The sequence below is a fragment of the Paenibacillus sp. WC2504 genome, from assembly GCF_052682475.1.
In genome coordinates this window covers 2,924,719-2,937,364 of sequence record NZ_JBQZFH010000001.1, presented here as the reverse complement: position 1 = coordinate 2,937,364, position 12,646 = coordinate 2,924,719, and the positions used below count along the sequence as shown (strand labels likewise).

Genomic DNA, 12,646 nt, shown 5'->3' with positions numbered 1-12,646 from the left:
AATCCCCTCTCACTGGGAATTTCATTCCATTCCAATAACGCCCACTAATTCTCTAATTCCCTCAAACTAAAAGAAGCCCCACATCAGGGGCTTCTCCTTCTTCGCTATCATTTATTCACATTGGAGTTGTACAAATTACCTCCGCCCGTACGGGTGTCATTCTGTGCCGTCGTCCCCGTAGCAGCGCTTGTCGCATAAACTACATAGCCTGTTGAGTTATCCAAATTTACGGTGTTATTGTTAAAAGCATTATTCGTACCTGTCGCATACTCCGTGCCATGGGTACGAACTTGGAACGCATCCAGCACGTTGGAGTTGCCGTTTCGGAACCCTTGATTATAGCGCACGATTGTATTTACACCTTTGATATCGATAAAGCTGTCCGCACTGTTCGCTCCACTTATACCGGTTCCGTTGAACGTACAGTACTCAATAATTGTACCGCTGGCTCCTTCTTTAACGTCAATATGTTCAGCGGTAATCCCGCCGTCAAAATTCGTGTGTGAGATCACATTTCCTGTCACAACATGCTCATAATTCGAGCTCGAATCCGAACCTACATAGGCCCCTTCACCGTAACCCGCTTGATATTTGCCGGTATCATAGATCAAAGAATACTCCAATGTGTTGTTCGAGCTGCCGTCACGGAAATGCACACCTTCGTCTCCCACGTAATGAACTTCGACATTGTTTAACAGATTGCGATTCCCGTTATCAATGATGATTCCTTTTTGGGCATTGGTGATCTCGATATCGCGAATTTGCCAGTAATCACCTGTCAGATGAATGCCATAGGAACCATCGTTCACATTCACACCTTTGAGGATCCCAGGGTTTGCAGCATCGCAGCTTTTCAAGATAATCGGATTCGCAGATGTCCCGCTTTTACCCGAGTAGAACAACCCTTGACCACCTGGATCGCCACTTGTCGATCGGTTGCCTACGTAAGTGCCCGGAGCAATAGAGATGACACTGCCTGCTGACGCATTCAGCATGGCATCCTGGATGGCAGCTGTTGTATTCAGCGCATTCGTGCAGCCCGTCGGCGGTGTCCCTGCACTCGTTGTCGCATTGATCGTGCTGCTCTGCGCGGAGGCATTGCCTGCGGCATCTTTCGCTTTGACATAATAGCTGTAAGTCGTCGAAGCCGTCAGGCCGGTATCGCTAGTTGAAGTGCCGCTCACGTTCTTCAGGAATGTGCCGTTACGGTACACATCATAGCCCGTAACCCCCACATTGTCGGTGGAGGCGTTCCAGCTTAAATTGATTTGCGAGCTGGAGGCCGCTGATCCCGTCAAACCGGAAGGCGCAGAAGGCGCCTGCGTATCCCCGCCTCCGCCCGCACTGCCGCTAACGATAACAAGCTGAGGTTTATTCGCCGCATTTTCACTGCTGTTCAGGGTTGTATACTTGCCGACACTTTCCTGGAGTGCAAAAGAAACAACGCCATCCCCTGCAGCTTGCGCAGTTACATAGGACGTCACATCAATTTCGTTATACGTATTCGTCGTATTGATCGAAACACTGCCAGCCGAACTACCCACCGCAGGCTTATTGTTCCAGGTAAGCGCCGACTGCGTCCAACTGTCAGCCGTTTGATAAGCAGATAGAACCGTAGCTGCCGACGCACTCCCGTACACGCGCAATTTGGCGCTTGTCACATCGGTTAGACCGCTTAGATTAAATTTAAGATACGAGTAGCGAGATGCGCTTGCATCATTTTTGACATACAAGGAAGTTGCCGTCCCATAATTGGAATCCCCGTTACTTTGATGAACGTAAGCGTCATCAGACGGAGTGAGCGTCGACGTTGCGGCACTTGCGAACGATGGCAGCGTCATCAGCATCCAAGATGAGAGCAGCACCGCAGCCCAAGTCTTCCCTGCATGTTTGCGAACGATTGTAACCATTACACCATTCCTCCCAAAAGTTCAAATCTTCTTCTCGTTGCCCGGTAAATCAGAGGTAATCAGAAGCAGACAGGTTCACACGCTCCTCTTTTCCACACATTCTCACCAACTTGGCAACGCTTACATATGAAAGTATAAAAGATTGCCAGCCCAGCATGTGTCCATTTATTGTCTAGAAGTTGCACTGTATTGCGGTATTTCTAAAGCTGCATACGGTATGTCTTCGGGGTGATGCCAAGCACCGTTTTAAACACCCTGCAAAAATAGGATCCATTCAGAAAGCCGACCTCCTGCGCGATGAAGCCGGCCGTTTTATTCGTCGTTTCGAGCAGCAAACAGGCTTCCTTTAGCCTGCGTGCCACGATAAATTCCGTGATGGAACTGCCCGTAGACTGCCGAAAAGTATGAGACAAGTAATAGGTGGATAAGTGCAAATCCTCGGACATCCGATTTAAATCGAATTTCTCTTTATAGTGAAGTTCAATCCATTCGATCATCTGTATGGCGGTATGCGAATAACGTGGTCTGAGCTTGTCTTCAAGACCGCTGTACAGCTTTTTCCTCACAGGTTCAATCCCCTGAAGAATAGCTAAAAGCGATAAAATGAACTCTTCCTCCTGTTTATGAAGGAGCGTACGCGCCAGCTTCTCGTGGAGTCGCTCAAATAAAACAGCCACATGCTGCTGCTCCCCTATAGCCTGACATTGTAACGGCTGCTTCCAGAGGATATTGAACCACTGACGTATTCCGCTGAAAGCGAGCAGCGCTGCATCGAGCTTATAGGGATCGAACATGAGAATGGAGCGGACGAACGGCCCCTTGATTTGAAGCCGATGCAATTGAAATGGCTGAAACACCAGCAGCGTGCCAGGTTCAACAGGCAAAACCTGCTTATTCACCTCGACACGGCCATGGCCCTCGTAGACATACAGAAATTCCATACAAGGATGAGCATGGTAAATTTCCCACGCGGGCTTTCGGCTGATCTTGTAATGGTTCAGGTGAAACGGTTCTTTTCTCACATCGACATTCGTGCTTAGCTTCAATCGCGATCCCTCCAACTAATGGAATGAAATGGCAGCCTTTTGCGTGAGCACACTATATCACATCCAGCCTTCCTGCAATTGTGTAAAACCTAGGTTTGCCAGTGTTTTTTATAGGCAAAAAAACCTGCACTTGCTACCTCGCAATTAAGGAGGATCGCAGGTACAGGTTTCTTGTCTTCACACCGTCAAGTTAAGCTTTTGCTTTATCAAGCAGCTTATCATCGTTCTCGATATGGTCCGCTGTTTCTTTACTTTCGGAAACAAGCTCCCTTGCCGAGCTCTTAAACTCATGCAGCGTACGTCCAACAGCGCGCCCAAGCTCCGGGAGCTTGGATGGCCCGAATAACACCAGCACAACAACTAAGATTAACATAAGACCTGGAAACCCGATATTTTGCAGCATAGATCATCAACTCCGTTTCATTAGTCTTGGTTATGATGTTTCGGATATACCGCTACCGCTTCGATTTCGATCAACCAGTCAGAGCTGACAAGGCCTGCCACGCCTACTGTGGAACGCGCCGGTTTCACAGGATTGGCTTCCGTCCCAAAGAATTGGGCATAAGAATCAAACCAGCCTTGATAGTCAAACTTATTGTCTTTGGCGGCATCAGCTGTTACATAGACACGCAGATAAGCGACATCGGCAAGCGTCAAGCCTTTCTCCTTCAATTGCTTTTCAATTTCCTTCAAAATACCGATACCTTGCGTTTTGGTATCCCCGTAACGCTCATAAACGGTTTTGCCATCCTTATTAATAACCGGCGGCACGGTACCGCTTGTAAACAAATAGGAAGAGCCGGCCGGGACGGATACGCCCGCAGAAATCGAAGAGCTCGGATTGCCGTAGAACTCGACTTCATTAATAGGCTCCGCTGCGTATTTATTTGTCTTCTCAGCTCCTGCTGCATAAGCGCTAACACAAATGAGGCATGAACCTATGGTGGCAGCTGCTATGGTTTTCACTTTTTTAGTTAAGATCATCGTTCATCGCTCCTCTTTGTCTACTCTTTCATGACGCGCTCATGAATCTCGGTGACCACTTTTCTTGCAGATTCGATAGCCCCTGCTTGCCAAGCGGTAATATAGCTGATGTGCTCTCCCGCCAAATAAATACGCCCGTCCGGCTTACATAACGTCGGATAGTAGTTTTTACGGTCATCTGCCGTATAGGACGCCCATCCGCCCAGATTATACTTGATCTTCTTCCAGTCAATGGAGAACGAAGCTTCAAACTCTTTATAGTATTGCGGATGGATTTTAGCGCCTTGGCTTAATGCATAATCTTCGCGCTGGGCCGGCGTCATTTTGCCGAGTTTATCCGCATTTCCGCCGAAGGCGTAGTACCCGAGCAGAAGCCCTTTTTTCGCAAAATAGTCGGTAGGCGGGTAATAAATGCTGGAAATATCCATATTCGTCAGTGTGCTTCCGCCATAGATGAACTCATCTTCCTCCCAGAAGCGGCGTTTGAATTGAAGACCGATTTTACCTGCAGATGCGTAAGCAATCTTGGAAATCGCTGTCCTCATTTCAGCGGAGAAATCAGCCTTAATATCATTGAGAACAGGCAGTGGAATGGTACAGATACAGAAGTCTCCTGAAATCTCTTTACCGGCACCCGTGTTCAAATCCTTGTACAGAATGGTTACGCCGTCGGATGATTGTTTAATTTCTTGGACTTCGGAATGGAAGACAATTTTGTCGCTGACACGCTTCTCGAAAGCTTTGGCAATCATATCCATCCCGCCAACCGGGTGGAACATCATCATTTGTTGATCATAGGAGTATTCGCTGCTAAAAAATTGCCCAAAACCGGAATTGATGATGGCCTTTAAGCTAAAAGGATCTTTCCGGACGCCGGAGTCGAATTTACCGCCTGGTTCCTCGGTGTACCCGGCCCGCTCCGAGCCTTTGTAGAACAGATCCGCATTCAGATCCCCTTCGGATTTCAAGTAGGCGACAAGCTTCGCTTTTTCTTCCGTTGTCAGCGGGAGATCCAGAGCCTTCTGATTCACTGCTTTCGCCAACATTTCGGCGACATAACCTCTTACATCCGCTTTCGCCTGGCGCTTCGGAATTTTCACACCCGATAGCTCGCCAACATTTTCATTGTAATAGTAGCCACTTTCGTTCACATTGTTAAAAGGCTCGATCGCTACACCGAATTTACGGGCATAATCCAAAGTCACATGAAACTGTGGAATCCGCATCGGTCCTGCGTTAAAATACATCCCATTATCAAAGCGGGCAACTTGCTTGGTACCACCAATTTCTGTGACCGCTGTTCCTCTGCGAACCGACCACGCTCTACCGCCTGCACGAGCTCTAGCTTCTAGTATAGTGCATTGATACCCCGCATTCCCTAGTTCATAGGCGGCTGTTAAACCTGCAATTCCTCCGCCCAAAATGATGACTTTCTTACCATTGCGATTGGTAGATGTGAGATCCCAGCCTGAAGGAGGCGTATAGTCGGCTGCTTTCATTGTCTCTGGGGATAACAAACCTAATGTACCCATTACACTGAAAAGTGCGGCTGACCCTCCTACTTTTCCGACTGTCGTCAAAAATTGTCTACGTGTAATTTGATCTTCTTTGATCGGTGTCTTCTCCATGCTCCCATCTCCTCGTTCGTGTTTGGATAAATCGCACCTTAAACATACCAACGGAAAATGGTTTCGTCATTAGTTTATGTAAGATAACATTACATAAATTAAACTTATACTAGGATAAAAATGGATTATTTGATCTGTTTTTGCCGAAATGATAGAGTTTACTTATGTTTACGTCACTTACATGTTAGTTTAACTTACATAATTGGAGGTTGGATAACGATGATAACGAAGATGACGCAAAAGAAAGTGATACAAATCGGCGTGGTCAGTGAATTAACCGGATTATCGGAGAGACAAATTCGCTACTACGAGGATCGGAAGCTTATTTTTCCGGAGAGGAGCAAAGGTGGCGTTCGCAAATATTCGTTCGAGGATATTCAGATGATTATGGACATTCATACCAAAATGTCGGACGGCTTCCATACCCTTGAGCTCAAGCGCATGCTGGCAGGTTCGTAAGGCAAACTGAGAGTTGGAGGCGCCTTCTATGCAACTAAAAGAAATGATGTCATTAGTTGACCATTTATCCGAACTTCGAACCCGCATTATTCGAATTTTGGTCGTGTTAGTTCTTACTATGATCGGCGGCTTTTTCGCAGCACAGAAAATTCTCCTTTACTTCAAAGAAACACCACCGGCTTCTACTATGAGTTGGCATGTGTTCTCTCCCATGGACGGTATTCGCATTTATATGATGATCGCTTTCGTCATTTCACTTACGATTACGCTGCCCTTCATCCTTTTTCAACTATGGGGCTTCGTGAAAGAAGGTCTTACCAAGGAAGAACAAAGCGCAACGCTGCGTTATATCCCTTATACGTTTCTCTGCTTTATCATCGGCCTTTCCTTTGCCTACTTCGTCGTTTTCCCGATGTGTATGACATTCACCGTACGCATCACGGAAAACCTTGGCTTAACCCAAACCTATGGCGTCGCTCAATATTTCGGCTTTATGTTGAACATCGTGCTCCCTTTATCCATTGCGTTCGAATTGCCGATCGTCGTGATGTTCCTGACGCGAATCAAGCTGCTCAATCCGAAGCTGCTGCACAAATTTCGCCGGTACGCTTACCTGGTTCTCGTCATCACGGCCAGCCTCATTTCACCGCCTGATCTTATTTCACACCTGATGGTTGCCGTGCCCTTATTTGCTTTATATGAAATCAGCGTCGTGCTTTCCCGCTTCGTGTTTAACGCGCAAATGCGCGAAAACAGTAAAGTAAGCGCAGAACTCCCTTCTTATTAAAATAGGCCTTCATTATCATTGCCTTCCCTTGTTGTATGGGATATATTTACACCAAGATATCCTACAGGGGCAGGGTGAATTATGCGTATCGAACAACTGCTGTATATGATTGAAATCAATCAAACAGGATCTATTTCGCTTGCAGCTGAGAAACTGCATGTTTCCCAACCGAATATTTCACAAGCCATCGTCTCTTTAGAGGAGGAACTTGGCGTGAAACTTTTTAATCGATCCCGTTTTGGTGCCGCACCTACCGTAGAAGGCAAGCTAATCATTAGTAAAGCAGAAGAAATCATAAACAAAGTAGAGGAGCTTCGGGAGTCCGTCAGTCATCATGACAAAGAACTCTCTGGACTCCTCTCCATTGCGTCCATACCCAGCTTGTGCTTAAGCGTTCTCCCAGGAGCGTTAGCGGTTTTTAAAGAAAAACACCCTGAGGTTGAGTTAGAGATGCTTGAGCTTGATTACCAGCAGATCAAACAAGAGGTTCTTTCCGGCAACGTGGACATAGGGTTAATTGCTTTGTCAAAACAGCACGAAGAGAACAATAAACAATTAACGGTAGAAAAGCTGATGGATAACCGAGTCATGGCGTGTGTAGGCAAAAATTCACCATTCGCTCATCGGACAAGCATTTCCATTGAGGAACTAGCGAATCAACCGATTCTGCTCAATTCCGAATACTTAATTGAAAAGCTCAAAAAATACGGGGAGCCGAACATTTTATTCAAACTCGGAAACTCGGAAGCTGCGAAACGCGTGATTGCCGAGGGTATTGCGATTGGCTTTTATACCGAACTCGGCTTGAAATATGACCCCTATATTCTTACAGGCAACACGATTGCCCTGGAAATCACCGGAGAAGACATGGATGTCACTTTCTGCTCCATCAGATTAAGAAATCGGCATCAATCCATCGCATCCAGAGAATTTGCCAAAGAATTAAAAGCGATTATTGCGTTAAATTAATTTCTAAGCGATCAGTTCTTCGTCTGCCAACCATTTTCACATAGAGGATCGAAGCGATGAATAGCAGGACATTCCCTATAATTAATGGCGTTGACAACCGGCTTAGCAGTAAATAACCCTGGTACACTAGTAAAATAACAGCTACGGAGACAATGATATATAGTAGTGTCGGTTTCATGGTGAAGGGAGCTTTCCGGTAAAGATCCGGATGTTTGCGTGGTAGTTGAAGTGCCGAGAGGACTGGGAAAATGCTTGAAAAAAGCAGGATGCCGACGCCAAGCTGAGAAATCGTCGTTAAAGATACGCCTGTCACGATCGGTATGACGCCGAGAACATAGTAAAACGACAGCAGCCAGTGCGGCGTGCCGAATCGGCGATTAACGGCGCCAAAGGCGGCAGGAAGCCAACCGTCCCGGCAGGCGACCAGCATTCCTCTCGTCACCCAAGAGAAGGTTACATTCAAGGTTGAAGCTAGCGCGAACATAGCTCCCCCAACGATAAAAAACAAAAACAACGGATTGGGCAATATCGTTCTGGCCACATCAGCAAGCGACTCTCCCGCAACCTCGCTAACCGGCAAAACACCGGTCGCCACAATGCCAATACCAATGTACAACAGCGCAACGATGCCACTGCTAATTAATATCGCAAGCGGAATGTCCCGATGAGGACGCTTCATCTCCCCTCCCATTTCAACAACCGCATACGCGCCGCCGGAAGCGAAGGAGGTCATCCCTACAGCCGTTAGCAGCCCCGTCCAGCCACCTGGCATCATCTCCTTTGGATGAAACACCGAGTAATCGACTTCCGTCACTCCCCACACAATGAAAACGAGCAGCGAAAGCAGCTTGATTACGACCAACAATTTGCCCAAAGATGACATGAATTTCACGCCGAACAAATTAATCAGATAGAAAAATGTGAGAATACTGAAGGCAACCAGCATAATTGGCGCATCTGGCATAAGTCCTTGTAAATACTGAGCAAAAGAGATGGCATACACCGCTATCGTCAAATGGCCGAAAGTAAATAAAAGCAGATAAACAAACCCTGCATTCGGAGACAGCAGCCGGCTTGTGTACGTGTACATTCCTCCCGTTGCAGGCATGACAGATCCAAGTACCGCAAGAGGAATCGTAATAATGAGCATAAAAATCGAGGAAAGCAGGAAAGCAAGCGGCACCCCCGTCCCTGTTAAGCCAATAGCGATCCCTGTAATGGACATAATGCCCGCTCCAATGATTTGACCAATGGCAATGCCAATCGCGTCTTTTAACCCTAATACCTTTTTCAAATCCGCCACTTCATTCGTCACAATGACAACCCCCTCACAACTTTATTCACAAAGTTAACAACCAAATTCTTCATGCAGCCGACATTCCCTGCTTATTTTCTGAATATTTATATTTTTTGTAATCCGGCATAAATCTTCCCTGCACCTGCATAGTTTATATAGTTGCTAATTACTGAAAGCAGCATGAAACTTTTACAGAAAATCATTTTTACTTGGGAAGGGAAGTTGATTTCGTATTCTTACACTTGAGAAAATCGAACACATTGAGGTTGGCTGTACAAATCCGCAGGACGCCGTTATTATCCGCCTGCTGGTCGAGGGCATTGAGGCTCACGAAATCGTTTATTTGAAAAAGAGCTCCTTAGACGCCAAGAAGCAATTGCTTACTGTCACTGACGCATTCGGGGCCAAAAGAGCGGTACACGTCTCAAAACGGTGTGTCGACTTGTTTCAAAAGGCCGTCCTCCAAACGCAATATGTCGCCTATCTCGGCCATCCAACCAAACAAAAGATCACCGATCTGCGCAACAGCGACGACCTGATCAAAGTCAGCATGGACGATTTCATCGCAAACCGTTGTCTGATTACGCAGATGGATTGCGTACTTTTAAGAACAATTTATATGCGCCTTCGGCAGTTAGCGGAAAGGTTTGCCACGCCGGAGCTTACATATTTGACTACGACCAGGCTTGAGATTAAACAAGCCGCACATGCTTAACACGGAAAAAGAGGCCCTTGGGCCTCTTTTTTGATAGCTAATTCCTGCCAACCTCCCCTTATACCACTAGTAAAATGTTCTTTTTTTATTGTTTATGTACGAAAATGTTTGAAAAGTTGAGGATGATATGCTATCGTCATTGTTGTAAGCGATTACATATAGGTGAAAGGTGGTATGAGGTAATGACTTATTTCTCAATGAGGACAGCCAACCTATCCAACGTTTTCAGGAAGAGATCCTCCCGACTGCTGCTCGTCTCGACGCTAGCAGCTGCATTTGCACTGCCGGCGCAAGCTGGAGCAGCTACCGTTAACTGCAGTACAGCCTCGTGTCTGACAACCGCACTGGCGAATGCCGCCCCCGGCGACAGGATCATACTTGCCGCAGGCAACTACACAGGCAACTTTGTGTCCGGTGTAAACGGAACGGCGGCGAATCCGATCACCATTGAAAGCGCCAGCGCCACGAACAAAGCTATTTTGAATGGCGGAGGAACTTCCAGTGGTTACACGCTTTACTTGACCGGTGATTACACCCAAGTGAAAAACGTGAAGATTACCAATGCCAAGAAAGGCATTATGATCGACAATGCCAACTATGGCCTGATTGATGGCGTCGAAGTGTATAATATTGGCGAAGAAGGCGTTCATTACCGTGATGGAAGCTCCAACAACGTCATTCAAAACTCTAGCGTGCATGATACCGGACAAGTCACCGCCGATTATGGCGAAGGCCTATACGTGGGTTCTGATGTCGGTAAATGGGAAACGTACGTCAAGGAAGCGGATAACAATCGCATTACGAATGTAACGATTGGGCCGAACGTGACAGCGGAATCCGTTGATATCAAAGAAGGCACGACTGGCACCATCGTAGAGAACAGCACTTTTAACGGCACAGGCATCAGTGGTGCTAATGCAGCCGATAGCTTCATGGATGTCAAAGGCAATAATTCCATCATTCGCAATAACATCGTGAACCGCAATGGCAACACCATTATCGTTGACGCCTTCCAGGTGCATGAACGTTCACCAGGTTGGGGTTATAACAATGACTTTTACAACAATACGGCCAATTTAGATAATGCTACTCCTAACGTCGTGCTGGTGAACGGGGGTTCTGCGAAAGCCTGCAATAATACCCGCACGCCTGCGGGGAACATGTATACCGCCGGCGTTACAACTTATACATCCTGCACGGGCGGGACGCCGACGCCCTCCCTCCTGACTGTTTCAACCGTTAGCGATAGCGGCAACGACGGGAATGTTGCCACGAATACGCTGGACAACAACCTAAGCACACGCTGGTCCTCTCAGGGTGACGGTCAATGGATTAAATACGATTTGGGCGCCAGCAAAACCATCGCCTATGCTTCAATCGCCTTCCATCAAGGCGACATTCGCACGACAACCTTTGATGTCCAGATTTCATCGGACAACACGAATTGGACCTCGCTGCTAACGAATAAAATCAGCAGCACGACCTTGTCGCAAGTGACCTACGATTTCCCGGATACGGCGGGTCGCTACGTCCGCATCGTCGGTCACGGCAATTCATCCGGCAATGGGTGGAACTCCATAACGGAAGTTGATTTTTACGGTAATTAAATAACGAAGAGAGACCGGCTCGGCTCGGATGTCTTTAACACCGATTCCTACAGCTATTCAGCGCGAGAAAGCCAATTATGCTCAAACAACGGGAGTTACTCCCGTTGTTTGAGCTGAAAGTAGCAGCTTTGGCCCAGCTATCGGCGATTTAGATGGAGTATCTACCGCTGTTCCTTTTCCAGCCACAAAACAGCACAGATTAGCGGTAGCAATTCCATCTATTTTATCTGGAGCACTACATAATTAACGGCACTCAATCCAATGAAATCGCAGGATCCGCATACTCCCACACCTGCAAAGCAGCCCCAATCATCCCGCTCCAGTTCCCACGATAAGCCTTCTCGATCCTGACGCCATCATGCATCGACGGCATGGTTCTAGCAGCCATCTCTTTCCTTATAGCATCCAAGAAATCATCACCTGCTTCAGCAATGCCGCCGCCTATAATGATCAACTCCGGATTAAAGATATGAACAAGTGACGCCAACGCCGAGCCCAAGGCTGCAATCGTTTCCGCCATGACTTCCGCAGCCACACGGTCGCCAGACTGCCAGCGCGAGAAAACCTCTCGCGAATCCATAGCAACCGGAGCCTCACCCAGTGAAGCCAGCTTCTCCGTCATTCTGCTAGCAATATTCGTACCTGACGCATATTGCTCCAAGCAGCCTCTGCCCCCGCATAAGCAGGGCGCTCCGTTCCAATCCACCGAGAGATGGCCTAATTCCCCGCCTGCGCCCCAGCAGCCATGCACAAGATGTCCATCAACGACAACGGCGCCGCCGACTCCTGTCCCAAGTGCCACGCACAGGAAATGACGAACGCCTTTCCCTGCGCCAAGGTGTTTCTCTGTCAAAGCCAGGACATTGACGTCATTATCCACCGTGACGGGCAGCTGAAACTGCGCTTGCAGCAGCACCTTCAGCGGTGTCCCGGCGTAGCCCGGGAGCAGCTCAGAGGCGGACCGAACTTGTCCGGTCGACCAGTCGATTTGTCCTGCGCTGCCGACACCGATTCCTTTATATCGGCAGCCGGGTTTGATGGCCTCAACCTCGGAGAGCAAGCTCTGAATCGTCTGCGTAACACGGTCCTTAGTGTTTACTTCCCCTGCCAACGTCGGCAAACTAACTGTGAACAAGACCTCGCCACTCGAGCTGACCACTCCGGCATTCATTTTCGTGCCGCCGATGTCAACGCCGATTGCATAATCCGAATGGGGATCAAATAGGATTGTTTCCATCACTTCC

Annotated in this window: 12 protein-coding genes; 5 read left to right on the top strand and 7 right to left on the bottom strand. The window is 47.7% G+C overall.

Annotation, left to right across the window (positions count from 1 at the left end; translation table 11 throughout):
- Positions 1 to 107: 107 nt before the first annotated feature.
- From ACUN27_RS12770 to ACUN27_RS12750, 5 genes are all read right to left on the bottom strand, one after another.
- Complete coding sequence (locus ACUN27_RS12770; protein ID WP_445559007.1) at positions 108 to 1,910, bottom strand: CBM96 family carbohydrate-binding protein; 1,803 nt, start codon at positions 1,908 to 1,910, stop codon at positions 108 to 110.
- Positions 1,911 to 2,110: 200 nt separating this feature from the next.
- Complete coding sequence (locus ACUN27_RS12765) at positions 2,111 to 2,956, bottom strand: AraC family transcriptional regulator (protein ID WP_445559006.1); 846 nt, start codon at positions 2,954 to 2,956, stop codon at positions 2,111 to 2,113.
- A 190-nt stretch (positions 2,957 to 3,146) separates the two neighbouring features.
- Complete coding sequence (tatA, locus tag ACUN27_RS12760; RefSeq protein ID WP_315952397.1) at positions 3,147 to 3,359, bottom strand: twin-arginine translocase TatA/TatE family subunit; 213 nt, start codon at positions 3,357 to 3,359, stop codon at positions 3,147 to 3,149.
- A 20-nt stretch (positions 3,360 to 3,379) separates the two neighbouring features.
- Positions 3,380 to 3,940 carry a RidA family protein gene (locus ACUN27_RS12755; RefSeq protein WP_445559005.1) on the bottom strand — a complete coding sequence of 187 codons (561 nt, stop codon included), beginning with the start codon at positions 3,938 to 3,940 and terminating at the stop codon, positions 3,380 to 3,382.
- 20 nt (positions 3,941 to 3,960) lie between these two features.
- Positions 3,961 to 5,568, bottom strand: coding sequence for a flavin monoamine oxidase family protein (locus ACUN27_RS12750; RefSeq protein ID WP_445559004.1), 1,608 nt, complete (start codon positions 5,566 to 5,568; stop codon positions 3,961 to 3,963).
- A gap of 231 nt (positions 5,569 to 5,799) precedes the next feature.
- On the opposite strand from ACUN27_RS12750, the gene ACUN27_RS12745 reads away from it, so the two are divergent.
- The 3 genes from ACUN27_RS12745 to ACUN27_RS12735 all read left to right on the top strand — a co-directional run bounded on the left by ACUN27_RS12745 (position 5,800) and on the right by ACUN27_RS12735 (position 7,783).
- Positions 5,800 to 6,027 carry a MerR family transcriptional regulator gene (locus ACUN27_RS12745; RefSeq protein WP_127450523.1) on the top strand — a complete coding sequence of 76 codons (228 nt, stop codon included), beginning with the start codon at positions 5,800 to 5,802 and terminating at the stop codon, positions 6,025 to 6,027.
- Positions 6,028 to 6,055: 28 nt separating this feature from the next.
- The gene (tatC, locus tag ACUN27_RS12740) at positions 6,056 to 6,814 is read left to right on the top strand and encodes a twin-arginine translocase subunit TatC (RefSeq protein ID WP_315952400.1); all 759 of its coding nucleotides are present in this window, start codon (positions 6,056 to 6,058) and stop codon (positions 6,812 to 6,814) included.
- Positions 6,815 to 6,895: 81 nt separating this feature from the next.
- Positions 6,896 to 7,783, top strand: a complete 888-nt coding sequence (locus ACUN27_RS12735) for a LysR family transcriptional regulator (protein ID WP_315952401.1) — start codon at positions 6,896 to 6,898, stop codon at positions 7,781 to 7,783.
- Here ACUN27_RS12735 and ACUN27_RS12730 read toward each other — a convergent pair.
- Positions 7,767 to 9,098, bottom strand: coding sequence for an APC family permease (locus ACUN27_RS12730; RefSeq protein ID WP_315952402.1), 1,332 nt, complete (start codon positions 9,096 to 9,098; stop codon positions 7,767 to 7,769). The two genes, ACUN27_RS12735 and ACUN27_RS12730, sit on opposite strands and share 17 nt — an antisense overlap.
- Before the next feature lie 325 nt (positions 9,099 to 9,423).
- Between ACUN27_RS12730 and ACUN27_RS12725 the strand changes: the two genes are divergently transcribed.
- Together ACUN27_RS12725 and ACUN27_RS12720 are read left to right on the top strand one after the other, a co-directional pair.
- Positions 9,424 to 9,795 (top strand): hypothetical protein, encoded by a 372-nt coding sequence (locus ACUN27_RS12725; RefSeq protein ID WP_315952403.1) that lies wholly within the window; start codon positions 9,424 to 9,426, stop codon positions 9,793 to 9,795.
- Positions 9,796 to 9,977: 182 nt separating this feature from the next.
- Positions 9,978 to 11,402 (top strand): discoidin domain-containing protein, encoded by a 1,425-nt coding sequence (locus tag ACUN27_RS12720; protein ID WP_445559003.1) that lies wholly within the window; start codon positions 9,978 to 9,980, stop codon positions 11,400 to 11,402.
- A 253-nt stretch (positions 11,403 to 11,655) separates the two neighbouring features.
- Here the strand turns inward: ACUN27_RS12720 and ACUN27_RS12715 are convergent, their stop codons facing one another.
- On the bottom strand, positions 11,656 to 12,639 hold the full coding sequence (locus ACUN27_RS12715) for an ROK family protein (RefSeq protein ID WP_445559002.1): 984 nt from the start codon (positions 12,637 to 12,639) through the stop codon (positions 11,656 to 11,658).
- Between the last annotated feature and the right edge of the window lie 7 nt (positions 12,640 to 12,646).